General features: G+C 41.1%; 14 protein-coding genes. 6 read left to right on the top strand and 8 right to left on the bottom strand.

Annotated features, from left to right (window positions below):
* The coding region (locus tag QZY09_RS18310) for a hypothetical protein (RefSeq protein ID WP_295674702.1) at positions 1-386 on the bottom strand (386 nt) is incomplete at its 3' end.
* Between the two features lie 554 nt (positions 387-940).
* On the opposite strand from QZY09_RS18310, the gene QZY09_RS18305 reads away from it, so the two are divergent.
* Entirely contained in the window at positions 941-1,795 is an 855-nt protein-coding gene (locus QZY09_RS18305; protein WP_295674701.1) for an N-acetylglucosamine kinase, read from the top strand.
* Between the two features lie 152 nt (positions 1,796-1,947).
* On the opposite strand, the gene QZY09_RS18300 is transcribed toward QZY09_RS18305, so the two are convergent.
* Positions 1,948-2,643: an NUDIX domain-containing protein gene (locus tag QZY09_RS18300; RefSeq protein WP_295674700.1), complete on the bottom strand. Its 696-nt coding sequence runs from the start codon at positions 2,641-2,643 to the stop codon at positions 1,948-1,950.
* A gap of 127 nt (positions 2,644-2,770) precedes the next feature.
* Here QZY09_RS18300 and pfkA point away from each other — a divergent pair, with 127 nt between their 5' ends.
* The 5 genes from pfkA to QZY09_RS18275 all read left to right on the top strand — a co-directional run bounded on the left by pfkA (position 2,771) and on the right by QZY09_RS18275 (position 7,725).
* A complete protein-coding gene (gene pfkA, locus QZY09_RS18295) occupies positions 2,771-3,757 on the top strand; it encodes a 6-phosphofructokinase (RefSeq protein WP_295674699.1) in 987 nt (328 codons plus the stop codon).
* 4 nt (positions 3,758-3,761) lie between these two features.
* The gene (locus tag QZY09_RS18290; RefSeq protein WP_295674698.1) at positions 3,762-4,610 is read left to right on the top strand and encodes a hypothetical protein; all 849 of its coding nucleotides are present in this window, start codon (positions 3,762-3,764) and stop codon (positions 4,608-4,610) included.
* A 6-nt stretch (positions 4,611-4,616) separates the two neighbouring features.
* Positions 4,617-5,612: a type I glyceraldehyde-3-phosphate dehydrogenase gene (gene gap / locus QZY09_RS18285; RefSeq protein ID WP_295674697.1), complete on the top strand. Its 996-nt coding sequence runs from the start codon at positions 4,617-4,619 to the stop codon at positions 5,610-5,612.
* Between the two features lie 219 nt (positions 5,613-5,831).
* Entirely contained in the window at positions 5,832-6,350 is a 519-nt protein-coding gene (locus QZY09_RS18280) for a hypothetical protein (RefSeq protein WP_295674696.1), read from the top strand.
* A 91-nt stretch (positions 6,351-6,441) separates the two neighbouring features.
* Positions 6,442-7,725: a cellulase family glycosylhydrolase gene (locus QZY09_RS18275; protein WP_295674695.1), complete on the top strand. Its 1,284-nt coding sequence runs from the start codon at positions 6,442-6,444 to the stop codon at positions 7,723-7,725.
* A gap of 91 nt (positions 7,726-7,816) precedes the next feature.
* Here the strand turns inward: QZY09_RS18275 and QZY09_RS18270 are convergent, their stop codons facing one another.
* From QZY09_RS18270 to QZY09_RS18245, 6 genes are all read right to left on the bottom strand, one after another.
* On the bottom strand, positions 7,817-8,008 hold the full coding sequence (locus tag QZY09_RS18270; protein ID WP_295674694.1) for a hypothetical protein: 192 nt from the start codon (positions 8,006-8,008) through the stop codon (positions 7,817-7,819).
* A gap of 142 nt (positions 8,009-8,150) precedes the next feature.
* On the bottom strand, positions 8,151-8,342 hold the full coding sequence (locus tag QZY09_RS18265) for a hypothetical protein (RefSeq protein ID WP_295674693.1): 192 nt from the start codon (positions 8,340-8,342) through the stop codon (positions 8,151-8,153).
* Between the two features lie 93 nt (positions 8,343-8,435).
* The gene (gene glgB / locus QZY09_RS18260) at positions 8,436-10,544 is read right to left on the bottom strand and encodes a 1,4-alpha-glucan branching protein GlgB (RefSeq protein WP_295674691.1); all 2,109 of its coding nucleotides are present in this window, start codon (positions 10,542-10,544) and stop codon (positions 8,436-8,438) included.
* A gap of 21 nt (positions 10,545-10,565) precedes the next feature.
* Positions 10,566-12,170, bottom strand: coding sequence for a putative maltokinase (locus QZY09_RS18255; RefSeq protein WP_295674690.1), 1,605 nt, complete (start codon positions 12,168-12,170; stop codon positions 10,566-10,568).
* A 2-nt stretch (positions 12,171-12,172) separates the two neighbouring features.
* A complete protein-coding gene (locus QZY09_RS18250) occupies positions 12,173-14,119 on the bottom strand; it encodes an alpha-1,4-glucan--maltose-1-phosphate maltosyltransferase (protein ID WP_295674689.1) in 1,947 nt (648 codons plus the stop codon).
* 166 nt (positions 14,120-14,285) lie between these two features.
* Complete coding sequence (locus tag QZY09_RS18245; RefSeq protein WP_295674687.1) at positions 14,286-16,739, bottom strand: glycoside hydrolase family 31 protein; 2,454 nt, start codon at positions 16,737-16,739, stop codon at positions 14,286-14,288.
* Between the last annotated feature and the right edge of the window lie 87 nt (positions 16,740-16,826).

Genomic DNA, 16,826 nt, shown 5'->3' with positions numbered 1-16,826 from the left:
TTAATTACACCATAACCGGCCCCGCCATAAATATTTCTTACAACATCAAAAAAAACATTGATATCAGGTTTTATAATTACACCTAAATTCAATTCTCCATTGATGATTTCAGCGTTGAAATTATTGGTAAAACTTTTAAGATTTCTTTTACCGGATGAAGCACCCGATAGCGTTCCGGCCTGAACCTCTAAATTTACATTAAAAAAAGACCATGGGTAATAAGCAGCGTCGCCGTAAAAGACCATGGTGTTTTTTTGCAGTACGGTACCACTAAACGCCGCTGCAATTCCGCCGCCTGCGCCAACAGTAATTTGCGGAACACTGCTCTGCGCTCTTAATTGCGCTGAAATTATTATCAATAAGATAATTACAACTAATTTATTCAAATCAAACAGCCTATGATAAAGCATTAAAACTGTGCGGTGAAGATAATTATTTTTCGAATATCTTTTATTCAATGCTTACCCGCCAATTATATTGGTTTTGGTCCAATTTTTCGTTTTAATAAAAATCAAAAAAAAGATTTGTTTTTGACGATTAAACTTCTTGGCACGGCGTAAATGTTCTAATAATTTTATAAATCTTTTTAAAATAGGTTTTCAGGTTGTGGGTGACATCATTTTTCAGAGCTAATTATTTAAAAAAAGCTATCCCGTGCAAACAATTTTTGTTAAGCAATTATTTGCCAAATAATACATATAATTGCATTCAATTATAAACCTCTCGCTTTAAAGCGGGTAACTTTATATTTAAACAGGTTAATTAATACTATTGATATACTTATAAACCACGAAAACCGGCGGATATAAATCATTAATTTGTCCCAAAAAAACACTTTTTTTTATCAAAAAGCAGAATTTTACTTTTTAAAACTATAAAGTGTTTTTTTTACAATAAGTTAATCATACTTTTATCCGATTTTTCTAAAATAAACTAATTTATGATCATTATTGCTGACGGTGGCTCAACTAAAACTAATTGGTGCCTGGTTACCGAAGAAGGTAAAAAGGTGTATTTTAACACCGAAGGTTACAACCCTTATTTTGCTCCAAAGGACTACATTATCAAATCCCTTGATGAAACTTTGCCAACTGATCTTGAAAGAGATGAGATAACCGAAGTAAATTACTATGGTGCAGGCTGTTCAACCGATGAAATGCGCAACCTTGTGAAGGAAGCGATGGAGGTAGTTTTTACAAAGGCAAAAGTTTTTATCGGGCACGACCTGCTGGCAGCTGCCAGGGCTCTGTTGGGAAACACTGAAGGTTTTGCTGCCATATTGGGTACCGGCACAAATTCGTGTTTGTATAATGGCCGCGAAGTTACCCATAATATCGATTCAGGCGCTTACATCCTGGGTGACGAAGGCAGTGGGTGCTATATTGGCAAAAAGCTTTTAATAGATTATTTACGGGGCTATATGCCTGAGGCTGTTCGCGAAAACTTCTGGAACACCTATAAGTTGACGCCTGACGACATCAACGAGATCGTGTATACACAACCCAGGGCCAACCGTTTTTGCGCCAGTTTCAGCAAATTTGTTTATGACAGCCCAGTAAACCTGGAATATTCACGCAACATTGTAAGAAGTTCGTTCGAGGATTTTTTCCGTAACTTGGTTACGCATTACCCGGATTACCAGAAATATACTTTCAATTGTATCGGTTCGGTAGGTTATAACTTCAGGAATGTGCTTGAAGAACTGGTAGTTGAAAACGGCATGGTTGTCGGGAATATCATCCGCTCACCTATAGATAACCTGGTAAAGTTCCATTTAGAATTATCACACCTGTAGAAGTAACGAAATCCGGAAGTCGGGAAAGACCGACAGTCCGGAAGCAAGAGTTATAAATGATAGAAGCCGTATCGATAATCGACACGGCTTCGTCTTTTTTGCTTATTTATATTTTTTGTCTTTCGGTCCTTCCCGACTTTCGGAGTAAAAAATCAGTTGTCCAGGTTCATATCATTATGAAAAATCTTCGCATACTTGCGGCGGTCGAATTTATACAACTTAGCTGCGCGATAGGATACCCCCTTTTGCTTTTCGTCAAGTTCTTTTAAAAATCCATAGCTCAGCATCTTTTTACGGAAATTTCTTTTATCCAGTTTCCTGTTCTCAACAGCCTCATAAAGCGATTGCAACTGGGTAAGGGTAAATTTCTCGGGCAACAGTTCAAAAGCGATCGGCTGATAATTTAACCGCCTGCGTATTTTATTAAATGCAGTTTTAAAAATTTCGGAGTGGTCAAACGCCAATTTAGGCAGCTCATTCACCGGGTGCCAGAAAGCTTTACGTGCATATTGCGTTATTGGGCGCAATTCCTTTTGCCCGTTAATACGTATCAGCGCATAATAGGCAACGGTAATCACCCTTCCCTGCGGGTGCCTGTTCACCTCGCCGAAAGTATGAAACTGCTGCATGTGTAAGTCGCGAAGGCCTGTTAGCTCGTACAAAATACGTTCAGCGGCGTCGTCAATACTTTCGTCCTGCTCTACGATATAGCCAGGCAAAGCAAGCCAATCTTTAAATGGCTCTTCATTTCGTTCAATGAGTAATATTTTAAGTTCTCCTGCTTCAAAACCGAATATTACGCAGTCAACTGAAAAGACTGAATCAAACGAAGGTAGTTTTACTTCCAAAACCTTGATAATTTTAGGTAAATAAATTAAATTTAATGGTTAACCGCTAATGTAAAAAAAAATAAATTAAATTTAATGGTGTAATTTTCACACACTATATTCGTGGCTGTAAATAAGCAGTATAAAAATGCATAAAATTTCGAAACTTGCAGTGCTCACATCGGGCGGGGATGCACCGGGAATGAACCCGTGTATTCGCTCTATTGTAAGGACAGCAATATATAACGAGTTAGAGGTGGTGGGTATCAGGCGGGGGTACCAGGGACTTATTGAAGATGACATGTTCCCGATGGGTACACGATCTGTTAGTAACATATTAAATTTAGGCGGTACAATCCTGAAAACGGCGCGTTGCTTGCCCTTCCGCACTGACGAAGGCCAGGAAATGGCATATCAAAATTTAAAAAAACGCGGCATTGATGCTTTAGTAGTCATTGGCGGCGACGGAACTTTTACCGGAGCACTGCGTTTTTCGAAAAGCTATCCTGATATAGCCGTAATGGGCGTACCGGGGACTATTGACAACGACCTCTATGGATCAACCTATACCCTTGGTTTTGATACAGCTACTAATACCGTAATTGAAGCTATCGATAAAATACGGGATACTGCAGACGCACACGACCGTTTGTTCTTTATTGAAGTAATGGGTCGCGATTCGGGCGCTATAGCATTGCGTGCAGGAATTTCATGCGGGGCTGAGGCTATATTGCTGCCCGAAAAAGAGACAGCAATAGACGAATTGATTGAAAACCTGAAAAACGGGCAAAACAAGAAAAAATCGTCGAGCATTGTTATAGTTGCCGAAGGCGATAAACATGGCGGTGCGTATGATATTGCGAAACTGGTTGAAAAGCAGGTTAAAAACTACGATATAAAAGTTACCATATTGGGCCACCTGCAGCGCGGCGGTAGCCCGTCGGCATTTGACAGGGTTTTAGGTAGCCGCCTGGGTTTTGCTGCCGTAAACGCCTTAATTGCCGGTAAAACCCAAATGATGGTTGGCCTTGAGGCAAATTATATTAAAATAACCAGCCTTGAAGAAGCACTCACACAACACGAATTTAAACTGGAAGAAGATTTGATGAAGATGGCCGAAATACTCTCGATCTAAAAAAATGATTGCAGTTGTTTATAGCGGATCACATTATGCCGATTGGAGACTTGCCGATAAAGAAAGGGTAATCGCTTCTTTCAGAACCAGTGGTATAAATCCGTATTTAAACGACGAAAAAAGTATCGTTCAGCTATTAAGCAAAAACATCAACCTGATCCATCACGCCGAGGAAATTAAAAAGATATATTTTTTTGGCGCCGGCGCATCGTCTCCTGAATTAAAAGGTGTTGTACACAAAGCATTCTCGGCATTTTTTAAATATGGCAAAGTAAGTATCGAGCACGATTTGGTGGCGGCGGCTATAGCCTGTTGTAAAAACACACAAGGGATAGTTTGTATTCTCGGCAGCGGCTCAAACGCCGCCTGGTACGATGGCAAAAAAGTAAAACCCAACAATTATGGCCTGGGCTATATTTTGGCGGACGAGGGTTCGGGCAACTGGCTGGGAAGGCAATTGATAAAGGGTTATATGAGTGAAACCCTGCCTGCTAATATTCATAAAAAATTTGTTCAACGATATGACCTCGACCGGAAAACCCTCCTTGAAAAAGTTTACCGCCAAAAACAACCTGCCCTTTTTTTAAGCTCATTCACAGACTTTTATATAGAAAACAAAGAAGATAATTTTATAAAAAGCATAATTAAGAATGGTTTTAATCAGCTGTTTAAAGTTTATTTATTACCATTGCATGATGAACATCCCGAAGCTTTTTTGTACTTTGCAGGGTTAGTTGCAGCAGGCTTTCAGGACTACTTATATGAGGCAGCTGACGAGGTAAATCTTAAAATTGCAAACGTTATTAAAGAGCCCATAAACAATTTATTAACATATTATTCAAGTAAAAATTAAAGAATCATGAAAATAGGAATAAACGGCTTCGGCCGTATCGGCCGCCTGGCTTTCAGGGCCGCAATTGAAAGACCCGACATTGAAGTTGTTGGTATTAATGACCTTGTTGAGCCTGATTACATGGCTTACATGTTGAAATACGACTCGACCCACGGTCCTTTCAAAGGCACAATTGCTGTTGAAGGCGGTCATTTGGTGGTAAACGGAAAAACCATCCGTGTTACCGCTGAAAAAGACCCTGCAAACCTTAAATGGGGTGAAGTAGGTGCAGAAGTTGTAATTGAATCAACCGGTTTGTTTTTAACACAGGAAACCGCTCAAAAACATATTGACGCCGGCGCCAAAAAAGTAGTAATGAGTGCCCCTGCAAAGGACGACACCCCTACTTTTGTTATGGGTGTTAACCATAAAGATTTAAAGGCTGACCAAACTATTGTTTCAAACGCATCATGTACTACCAACTGCCTTGCTCCTATCGCTAAAGTATTAAATGATAATTTCGGTATCGAAGAAGGCTTAATGAGCACTATACACGCCGTAACTGCTACTCAAAAAACAGTTGATGGCCCATCACACAAAGACTGGAGAGGTGGCCGTGGCGCTTACCAGAATATCATCCCTTCATCAACAGGTGCAGCTAAAGCAGTAGCACTGGTTATCCCTGCGCTTAAAGGTAAATTAACAGGTATGTCATTCCGCGTTCCGGTTCCTGACGTATCCGTAGTTGACTTAACCGTTCGTCTGAAAAAACCTGCTACTTATGCTGATATTAAAGCAGCTATGAAAGCAGCGTCTGAAGGCGATATGAAAGGCATTTTGGGCTATACTGAAGACGAAGTAGTATCTGAAGATTTTAAAGGTGATGCGCGCACATCAATTTTTGATGCAAAAGCAGGCATTGCTTTAAATGATAACTTTGTGAAAGTAGTATCATGGTATGATAACGAGTGGGGATACTCCAACAAGTTGATCGACCTTGTACAGGAAATCGGCAAATTTTAAATTAACTTATACTGATATTAAGTTAAAGCCCTTCGGTTCTCCGGAGGGCTTTGTTGTTTTATGATATTTATGCCCGCCGGGTCATATACCTGGCAAATGCTTTCCTGTCTATATTGTCCTGTATTTGGTAGTATTTTTATATATTAGCAATTGCTGATTACTACCAGGCTAAAGTTATGCGGTGCTTGTAATATATATAATTGAAGAATAATCTTAAATATGAGACCATTGTTTGTAATCCTCCTGGTATTAACTGCATGTTCCGGGAACGCTGGTAAAACTGCAGATAATGATTCAGCTATAACTAAGCAAACCCGCAACTCTGCATTATCCGCTACCGACACTACCTACATGCCAACAGGCTTTTACTTTCTTGCCGACAGCTCAACAGGAGTTAAAATGCGCATGAGGGGATCTGGTGATGTATTTGTTATTGCACGAAACGCATTTGCTTCTGTCAAAAATATTGTCAAGGCAACCCTGAAAAAAACATCTACCAAAAAAGGAGTTTATACAGAGTTGTGCATGACGTTTGATTCCAAAGGCACTCACGATTTAAAAGAGGGAACGGGCAATTTTTTATTGCAGCCCAAAATAGCTATGGTTGTTGCGAACCAGCTTTTATACGTGGTTGATAATAACGCAAAAATAACAACGGGTGTAGTGTTCGTTGCGCTTTTGGGTTATTCAGACACTGAAATGAGAGCCTTACAAGATCAGGTAGAGCACAAAAAATAAATCTCTTTGTGTATATGAGGCAATCAATTGTTAAAACAATATTAACAACCAGTTACGCCGTTTCCTAATTTTATGGAACAAAAACACCATAGTGGACAAAACATTTAAGTTACTCTTATTAAGCCTGGTGATCGCGCTGCCGGCATTTGCCCAGCAAGGTTTTGTTAAAGTTGAAGGAACCCGATTTACCGTTGATGGCAGACCCTACCGCTATATCGGCACCAACTATTGGTATGGCGGCCTGCTGGCCACCAATGGCGAAGCAGGCAAAAAACGCCTGAAAACCGAACTCGATTTTTTAAAGCAACATGGAGTGACTAACCTCAGGGTGATGGTAGGCGCCGAGGGACTAACTGATTACAAATACCGCACGCCTAACGAAAAAGTACTGGAGCCTGAAGCTGGAAAGTTTAATGAAGATATAATGGCCGGTCTGGATTACCTGCTGAATGAATTGGCTAAACGCAAGATGAAAGCGGTACTGCATTTTACCAACACCTGGGAATGGAGCGGCGGCATAGCCCAGTATTTAAAATGGAACGGTTATGGCGAGCAGCCGTATCCAAAGAGCCTTGGGGGCTATTACAGCTGGGATAAACTTCGGCAATATATTAGCCAGTTTTATAGCTGTAAGCCTTGTATGGACGAATTGGACACCTATATCAAATATATTTTGCACCGCACCAACAGCCTCAATGGCAAAAAATACATTGATGACCCCGCAATTATGGCCTGGGAAATTATTAATGAGCCGCGCCCGATGGAGAAAGTCGCAGTACCGGCTTTTGAAGCCTGGATGAGCCATGTGTCTGCACTCGTAAAATCAATCGATAAAAATCATTTGCTTACCACCGGGAGCGAAGGGGATATTGCCTCAGATTTTGATTTGTCGGTTTACCAAAAGATCCACGCGGATAAAAATATCGACTACCTCACCATCCACATCTGGCCAAAAAACTGGAACTGGTTTAAAGATACTGCCATCAATGCCAACTATAAAGTAATTTTAGATAGTGCCGGTAAGGATATACAAAAGCACTTACAGGTTGCAAAGCAAATGAATAAGCCTATGGTGATAGAGGAATTTGGCTTACCACGCAACCTGCATGTTTACACCCCAGGCACTTCAACCTATAACCGCGATCATTTTTACAACTTTATTTTCAGCAAGGTATTAAATAACCCGGGCATTGCCGGCTGCAATTTCTGGGCCTTCGCCGGCATAGCAAGACCAATACCCGGTCAGACATTCTGGAAAGATGGCGATGAATTTATGGGCGACCCTGGCGGTGAAGAACAAGGCCTGAATTCGGTATTTGATTCGGATGAAAGCACATGGAAGGTGATTGAAAAATACACCATGCAATTAAAATAGCCTATAGGTGAAAGCGAAAAGCAGAAAACTTTAAGAAAAAATCGAAAAGCAAAAAAAGCTTTAGCTTCGGACTTTCAGCATTCAGCCTAAATCACATCAACTCTCTGTCCTTTTTCTCGTGATAGGTTTTGTATGCCAGGTAATAAAAAAACAGGCACATAATCAAATTCAATATTATCCCGGTAAAATTAAGCACTGGATATTCAATAAAAATTTGAAAAATGATCAGAATGAGTGCGAGCGTCCCGGCGATAAAGTATAGGATCAGAAATTTGGGGTTCATATAAAGGATTTATTAGTTTATTAATAATCATCCATCCCCGGCATCCCGCGTTAAATAATTTAAAACGGGGGTAACATTTTCCGGCGTTTACTTTAAACTTTGGATCTTTATCAAAGTTAAGGCAAAATAACCGGTAATAAAATTATCTTTCTACTTCCATCCTGGCTTCAGCAGGGTAAGTTTTATAAGCGCAGAAAAAGAAGATCATATCAGGTATGGCTATCATTAAAACTTCGCCTGGATATTCAAACAGGTTGGTAGCAAGATGATAAACAAGCACGATCAGCCCGGCAAAGCCCAGCACTAAATAAATTAAACGGTATTTTGGATTCATGATGTAAAAGATTAATACAAATATTATTACCTTTTACGTCGAAGCTAAAAGAAAGGTTATGAACTATATAACCTTTCTTTTAATATCATCCAATTACTTTTTCAATTCATATTTTGGCGGAACCGTTTTTTCTCTTTTAAATACAATAGCAGCCAATGGCGGGATCGTAATTTTTATAGACTGCTCCCTCCCGTGCCAGTTTACTGTTTCTGTACTTACAGGTTTGGGGTTATCAATACCGCTACCCCAGAATTTTTTAGCATCCGAGTTAAATATTTCAACCCATTTACCTGTTGCGTGTACCCCTACTCTAAAGTCGTGATGCACAATTGGGGTCATGTTTAAAACAATTACCAGTTCATTGGCTTCATCAATGCCTTTACGGTTATATATCAATATCGAGTCGTTTGAGTTACCGCCATCTACCCACTCAAAACCATTGTAATCAAAGGCCTTTTCATATAAGGCTGGTTCGTCCTTATAAAGCTGGTTCAATGCCTTCACTACTTCTTTTATACCCTGGTGGTTTGGATATTCAAGCACGTGCCAGTCCAATGAGTTCTGGAAGTTCCACTCAGTTCCCTGGCCAAACTCCGCGCCCATAAAAAGCAATTTGGAGCCGGGATGGGTAAACATATAGCTATAAAGCAGGCGCAGGTTGGCGAATTGCTGCCATTCGTCTCCCGGCATTTTACGCAGCATCGAGCCTTTGCCATAAACCACTTCATCATGCGAAAACGGAAGCATAAAGTTTTCGGTAAAAGCGTATATCAGGCTAAAAGTGATCTGGTTGTGATGGTATTTGCGATAGATCGGATCTGCTGAGAAATATTTGATTGAGTCGTGCATCCATCCCATCATCCATTTCATCCCAAACCCAAGTCCGCCGGTATAAACGGACCTGCTTACACCTGTAAATGAGGTTGATTCTTCAGCTATAGTTTGCGTATCAGGGAAATGGCTATAAACTGCTTCGTTAAATTCTTTTAAAAAGGATATGGCTTCCAAATTCTCATTGCCACCGTAAATATTCGGTTCCCATTCGCCATGGTTACGCGAGTAATCAAGGTAAAGCATAGATGCCACAGCATCTACACGCAAACCATCTGCATGGTACCTGTCCAGCCAGAATAAGGCATTACTGATTAAAAACGCGCGGACTTCATTGCGCCCGTAATTAAAAATATACGATTTCCAATCCGGATGAAACCCTTTGCGCAGGTCTTCATGCTCAAACAAATGTGTTCCATCAAAAGTATAAAGCCCATGTGCATCTCCCGGAAAATGCGAAGGCACCCAATCCAATATAACCCCAATACCAGCTTCATGCAGTTTTTCAATAAGGCCCATTAATTCCTGAGGCGAGCCATACCTGCTTGACGCGGCAAAAAAACCTGTGATTTGGTATCCCCAGCTCGGATAATAAGGGTGCTCCATTATCGGCATAAACTCTACGTGGGTAAAGCCCATTTCTTTAATATAAGGCACCAACTTATCTGCCAGTTGGGTATAGGTTAAAAATTCATCAGGACTCTCAGTACTGCGCGCCCAGGAGCCAACATGCATCTCGTAAACCGAATAAGGTTTATCAAGGGCATTATGCTTATACCGCTCCTTCATCCACTCACCATCGCTCCATTCATAGTAAGTATCAGCCACTATAGACGCCGTGCGTGGCGCTACTTCCCAGCGTAATGCAAACGGATCTGCCTTTTCAAGGTCAGCACCGGTAGAAGATTTGATGTAATATTTATAGGTTTCGCCGTTACCTACGTTGGGAATAAAACCTTCCCAAATACCTGATCCGTCCCAGCGAACAAATAGCGCGTGTGAACTACGGTCCCAGCCATTAAAATTACCGATAACGGAAATAAATTGAGCATTCGGCGCCCAAACCGCAAAATATGTTCCCGTAACACCATTAAATTCAATAACGTGCGAGCCCAATTTTTCATATAGTTTATAATGCTTGCCTGATTTAAATAAAGCGATATCAAAATCAGTAAAACGGCTATAGGGTTCAACGGATTTAACCTGCAGCGTACCGGGTTCAGCCTCTTTTGCTTTCGACGTTTTTTTTGATGCGGCAGGTTTCTCTGCTTTATCCGCCACAGCTGTTTTTTTCGCCGCTGGTTTCGCTTTTTTCACATCTGCTATTTCAACAGGTGCATCTTTTGCGGTGTCAATTTTCTTTTTCGCCATATGTTTTAGCCCGCAGGCCCGTTAACTGTTAAATTTATCTAATTCAAATAGTACTTGCTGTATTCCTTTTAAAGGTATTCTTATCCAATCGGGTCTTCCGTTCAATTCATATCCCAATTCATATACTGATTTTTCGAGCAGGTGAAGTTGCAATAAAAAATTAAGTTCGGTACGGCTCCCAAATATAGCCGATATATCACCCATGGTTTGCATATAAGCATCTAAATATGCATCAGTTATCAATTTATACCACCTATCGGCTGATTTTTGCAATTTCAGCGGATTTATTTCCCTGGTCTCACTGCTGAAATAAAGTTTGGCGCACACTGCGTAATGGAACGAGCGGATCATACCAGCAACGTCCTTTAGTGGCGAATGTTTTATTTTCCGATCGGTTATCGCGCTCTCTGGTTCACCTTCAAAATCAATAATCAGGTAATCAGTGCCTGTAAACAGCACCTGGCCTAAATGGTAGTCTCCGTGTATACGGATGCGTTGTGATTTGAGATGGCTGCTGCCAATTTTTTCGAAAAAATGCCTGATATTGTTTTCGCAGTTTATAAAATCATCCGCCAGCGATTTTGCATTTTTATCCAGCCGCGAATAGTTTTCTTTTAACAGCTTAATACGTTTATCCAGCAGGTTATTCAGATGATTTTGCAAATGACTGATATAAGTATCATCGTAAGGTTCGGGCTTAAATTCCTTGCTTTTTTTATCCGAAAGCAATGCCAGGTGCATCTCAGCCGTGCGTTTGCCCAGCAATTCAACCTTTTCAAAAACGTCTTCGTTTATTCCGAATACTTTGTCAACGATCATGAAAAGGAAATTATTCAGATCATCACCAGTTGATACCCAACTATCAGACTTGCTGACAACTTTTTGCATCATTAACCCCAGCGTTACCGGCGGTATCCCCGGGCGCTCCAGCACCATGCTGCCGCAATAAGCGGGAATATTTTTAAAGCCACCCTTTTCCGTTAAAAACTGAAGCATTTCCACTTCAGGATTTACTTCGCGGAAGAGTTTACGATAAAATTTAAAAAAGTATTTATTACCATATACTAAAGACGAATTACTTTGCTCCAGGTCGGGCACAACGCATAAATAGCTCATATTTTCGTCCGTAGAAGCAAGGCCTTTCCCTTTATGATAAACGATATACCCTTTTTCCTGCGGCGTTTTGGCATTGGTAAATATGTCGTCGAACAGCTGCACCTGGAAACGAAAATCATAAATGGCGTCAATCAGCCAACCCGATTTTCCTTCAACCGTTATCCTTGTAATAAATGCTTTATGATTAATATGCCCTATCAATTCAAAATCATCCGGCATAAATGAAACCGGCATAGCATATTTTTCCTCATCACCGTAGGTATAACCCAAATGCAGGATGATCAAATATGAAAGTCCGTCTTCTACAGGAATGCTGAGCAATTGCTGTACTTTTAAAAATTTGATCATGCGCGCCTTGCCGGCAAACCACCGGCATTTACGCATGTAATTATAAAACACATTCTCCTCAAGCCAGGTGAGCGCTTCTTTATCATAGGGAAATTCAGCCCACGGTCTTTTCAATATTAGTGAAGAAGTTTGTGCGGCGATATCAATATTCCCTAAATTCATGGTTACAACAATTCAATCTTAAATAAATGTACCGGCATATCGTGCGGATCCAGCTCAACATAGTTCCATTCCTGGTTCCAGTTATAACTTCTTCCGGTTATTATATCGAAGGCAATAAAATCCTGGCCAGGGTAAAGGCCCAGTGCATGCAGCGGCGTATGCACAAGCCCCCACTGCCGGTTACTTGGATCGAGGTTTACTACGCACAAAATATGATTATCGCCACTTCTTTTGTAATAAGCCAGCAGTTGGTCGTTATTTATTTCGCAAAACGCGATATTGTTGGTACTCTGCAATGCCGGGTTTACCTTGCGGGCTGCGTTAACCCGGGTAATTACATCGATCAATTTATTCCTTTTCTCCCAGTCCCAGTAGCGTACTTCGTATTTTTCGGAATTCAGGTACTCTTCTTTTCCTGGATAGGGAGCATGGTACATCAGTTCATATACCGGCCCGAAGATCCCATAATTGGAGGATAAAGTAGCCGCCATAAAAAAGCGGGTGATAAAACCGGGTTCGTTCCCGTTTTGGAGCGAATAAGGATTAATATCATGAGTGTTCGGCCAGAAATTCGGACGGAAATAGTCCTTCATTTCTGTTTGGGTAAGCTCATTCATATATTCAATGAGCTCATGCTTAGAGTTGCGCCAAACATAATAAGTGTATGATTGTGTGTAGCCCAATTTGGCCAGTTGTTTCATTACCTTAGGCTTGGTAAACGCTTCGGACAGGAACAAAGTGCCGGGGTATTTTTTTTGTACTTCGGCAATGCACCATTCCCAAAAATGAAACGATTTGGTATGGGGGTTATCCACCCTAAAAATCCTGATGCCCTGTTCGCACCAGTAATCAAGGATACTTTTTAATTCTGCCCACAGGTTTTGCCAATCATCATTCTCAAAATTTATGGGTAAGATATCCTGGTATTTTTTAGGTGGATTTTCAGCGTATTGCACTGTTCCATCCGGCCGCCATTTAAACCACTTTGGATGTTGCTTAACATAGGGATGATCAGGCGAGCATTGAATAGCAAAATCCATAGCAATCTCGAGACCGTGATTTGCAGCTTCTTTTATCAAATGTTTAAAATCCTGTAATGTCCCGAGGTCTTTTAATACATCCTTATGCCCCCCCTCTGATGAACCTATGGCGTAAGGTACACCATCATCGCCGGGCAGCGCATTTACCGCATTATTTTTCCCTTTGCGGAAGTTATGACCGATGGGATGAATGGGCGGGAAATACAGCACATCAAAGCCCATCTCTGCAACGCGCGGCAGTAAAGCCTCACAATCTTTAAAGGTTCCATGTTTTCCTTCAACGCGGGATGCCGACCGGGGAAAGAAGCAATACCAACTACTGAAAAGCGCTTTGTCTCGCTCAACCAAAACCCTTAAATGCGGTGTATAAACAGTTGCGTTATCAAGATTGGGATAAGTGCTGATAAAATAATGAATCTCTTTGCCCAATACTTCAGCTACTGCCTGTTCGTAATGTTTTTCGTCACGCATCAGCGCTATCATTTTACCGATCTTTTTTTGGTCGGCTTTGGTGGCCGCCGGCAGCATGGCTTCAAGCAATTCGGCGCCGATAAGCAGTTCAACATTCAGTTGCTGGGCATCTTCGTATTTTTTTAAAAAACCGTGATGCCAGGTATCTGCATGATCAACCCAGCCGGTAACGGTATAGTAGTAAAATCCGGTTTTTTCAAGGTCGAATGACGCTTGCCACCTGTCGTTATTCACCATATGCATAGGCACATACAACCAGGTTTTATCATTTTCGTGCCTGTATAATAATCTTGCTCCTATATGATCATGGCCATCGGTAAATATGTCCGCTTCTACTTTAATACTCTCGCCAGCAACTTTTTTAATAAAGAAGCGCCCGCCGTCGATTTCAGGCGTAACATGTTCAACAATAACTCTTTGCAAGCCTTGTTCAGTCATTTGGTTAATAGGGGGATTCCCCGGTTTATATTGGTAAAATAATATTATAAATATATAAAGAAGAGCCAGGAATGAAGAAGCAGGAGCCAAGATTTTTTTCTCGTGGCGAAATATCTTTTGTTTCTTCCTTTCTTGATTCCTGGCTCTTTAATCTTGGTTCTAATTGCTAATCAATAATTATTTGCGTAAAGTTCTTCCGCAGTTTTAGTTTCAGTATTTTATCCTTATCAAAGGTAAAATCTTTGAATTCTTTATTATCAGCTACAATTCGCGTTGGTTTAAATGGCAAGCCAATAATATTAAACTCATAGTTTTCATATCTGGGGGTATACAGCCCTTCCATACTTTGCTGAATGGCTAGCTTATTCCTGGAGCCATTTACCACAAATTTCTTTTCAAGATAAATGTCCTGTTCGTAAGCAAAGGTTTCGCCATAGTCCTCAAAAAGGAACGAATTTACTTCGTAGTCGCTGAAATAAACATTCAGCTTCACTTCTTCAATCTCCTTTTCGCCTACATACTGCATCACCGGGTATTCGGGTATTACTGAGCCGGCTTTTACAAATATTGGTATTGTTTCGAGGGGAGTTTGCACGTCTATTTCTTTGCCCCCTTCAATTACCTGGTTGCTCCAGAAATTGTACCACTTACCTTTCGGCAAGTACACTTTTCTGCTGACAGAACCCGGTTCAAGCACCGGGCAGATCAATATTTTGTCGCCGTAGGTAAACTCATCCTGCCTGAAATGGTTAGTGATCTCCTCTTGCTCCTGCATTACTACGGGCCTTAAAATCGGGAAACCATAACGGTGATGTTCCCAGAAGATAGAATATAAATATGGCAGTAAACGATATCTTAATTCGATAAACTTTCTATTGATTGAGGTAAATGGTTCGCCAAAGCTCCATGGCTCACGTTCTTTGGTATCACCTGCAGAGTGCGCACGCATAAAAGGGGAGAAAGTACCCATCTGGATCCAGCGGGTAAAGAGTTCGCCATCCGGCTCGCCGCTAAAACCGCCAATATCTGTTCCGCAAAAAGAGATCCCTGATACCGATAAACGCTGGCACTGGATATTACCCAACTTAAGGTGCTCCCACGAGGCCACATTATCACCTGTCCACACAGATGAAAAACGCTGAACGCCCGAGTAACCTGCCCTTGTGATAGTAAAAGGGCGTTTATTTTTCATTAGTTTGCGCAAACCATCGTAGGTGGCCCTAACCATTTGCATGCCGTAAACATTATGCGCTTTACGGTGCGAGCCCCGGTAACCGTCATATTGGTGCCTTACATCATCAGGAAAAGTTCCGGCGCCAAATACAGCGGGCTCGTTCATGTCGTTCCAAACACCGGCAACGCCCATTTGCACTAATTCGTCAAACAAACCGCCCCACCACTCACGTACTTCAGGGTTAGTGAAATCAGGAAACTGGCAGCGGCCCGGCCATACATGGCCCTCCATAAAATAATCGTCGCTACGACGGCAAAAATACCGCTTTTCTTTACCTTCTTTAAATACAGAATAATTGTCGTCAACCCGGATTCCCGGGTCAATAATCACTACTGTTTTAAAACCATCAGCGGCTAATTCTTTGATCATCCGTTTTGGATCATTAAAATATTTCCGGTTCCAGGTAAAGCACCTGTAACCGTCCATATAGTCAATATCCAGGTAGATCCCATCGCAGGGGATCTTATTTTCGCGGAAACCGTTGGTTATCTTTTTAACTTTTGCCTCGGGATAATAACTCCAGCGGCATTGGTGGTAACCCAGTGCCCAAAGGGGCGGCATAGGGTGGGTTCCGGTTAAAATATGGTAACTTTTCACCACGTCCATCATATGCGGGCCATGGATATAATAATATTGCAGTTCGCCGCCGTCAGCCCAAAAACTTGTTTTGGTGGGGTCTTCGGCGCCAAAATCAAAATGTGCTTTAAATGTATTATCGAAGAAAATGCCATGGGCAATTCCTTCATTTACACTAATATAAAAAGGGATGCTTCGGTACAAAGGATCCTGGTTCCAGGCAAAAGAATAGGCATCCGTGTTCCAGTTTTTCAGCCTTTTACCACGAAGGTTTAATTCAGTAGGCTTGTCACCAAGTCCAAAAAAGCTTTCTTCAGTATGGCAGGTTTTTGTACAAAAAACATAATAACCACCAAATTTTACATTTTCTTCCCAGTGCATGGGTACTGCATCTGAACTGGTAATAAAGTCATTACTATCTGAAAATGATATAAAAAAATCAGTTTTACGGATGTGGCAATTTACGGCACTTGTTGAAACTTTGAATTCGTTTTCATCTTCTGAAAGGGTAAAATCGATTGCTCTTTGTTCAATCTTTGGTACCGCATATGAAAATTCGTCTAAAAAAACACTATGGGGCGCAAGCCTTACCCTGATGATCTCATTCGTAATAACAACGACTTCAACTTTTGCATCTCCGTCAGAAAAGTAGAATTTATTACCCGATTGCTGCGCGCTTTTAGGCACGCCAAGGTATTTTTTAATGATCGGCTTTATCCCGTCGGCAGGGTTATTAAGGTGATGGAACTCCTCCTCTTCTTCAATTAATTTATTGGCTATCAGTTCCTGGTTTAATATATTGTCTTCCATTAAAAATTATAAGTCTAACCCCAATTATGCATTGTGTATGTATAACGCAATATACAACATTCCGCTTTATTAAAAACCATAATTGTT

It is taken from the genome of uncultured Mucilaginibacter sp. (assembly GCF_903913935.1).
GTDB lineage: Bacteria > Bacteroidota > Bacteroidia > Sphingobacteriales > Sphingobacteriaceae > Mucilaginibacter.
Note: the sequence above shows the minus strand (reverse complement) of the source record. Positions and strands in the feature narration are given on the sequence as shown.

Excerpts from the sequence above, each read along its gene's own strand:
- QZY09_RS18305 (WP_295674701.1), top strand. The coding sequence starts at position 941 with ATGATCATTATTGCTGACGGTGGCTCAACTAAAACTAATTGGTGCCTG.
- pfkA (WP_295674699.1), top strand. The coding sequence starts at position 2,771 with ATGCATAAAATTTCGAAACTTGCAGTGCTCACATCGGGCGGGGATGCA.
- QZY09_RS18290 (WP_295674698.1), top strand. The coding sequence starts at position 3,762 with ATGATTGCAGTTGTTTATAGCGGATCACATTATGCCGATTGGAGACTT.
- gap (WP_295674697.1), top strand. The coding sequence starts at position 4,617 with ATGAAAATAGGAATAAACGGCTTCGGCCGTATCGGCCGCCTGGCTTTC.
- QZY09_RS18280 (WP_295674696.1), top strand. The coding sequence starts at position 5,832 with ATGAGACCATTGTTTGTAATCCTCCTGGTATTAACTGCATGTTCCGGG.
- QZY09_RS18270 (WP_295674694.1), bottom strand. The coding sequence starts at position 8,008 with ATGAACCCCAAATTTCTGATCCTATACTTTATCGCCGGGACGCTCGCA.
- QZY09_RS18265 (WP_295674693.1), bottom strand. The coding sequence starts at position 8,342 with ATGAATCCAAAATACCGTTTAATTTATTTAGTGCTGGGCTTTGCCGGG.
- glgB (WP_295674691.1), bottom strand. The coding sequence starts at position 10,544 with ATGGCGAAAAAGAAAATTGACACCGCAAAAGATGCACCTGTTGAAATA.
- QZY09_RS18255 (WP_295674690.1), bottom strand. The coding sequence starts at position 12,170 with ATGAATTTAGGGAATATTGATATCGCCGCACAAACTTCTTCACTAATA.
- QZY09_RS18250 (WP_295674689.1), bottom strand. The coding sequence starts at position 14,119 with ATGACTGAACAAGGCTTGCAAAGAGTTATTGTTGAACATGTTACGCCT.
- QZY09_RS18245 (WP_295674687.1), bottom strand. The coding sequence starts at position 16,739 with ATGGAAGACAATATATTAAACCAGGAACTGATAGCCAATAAATTAATT.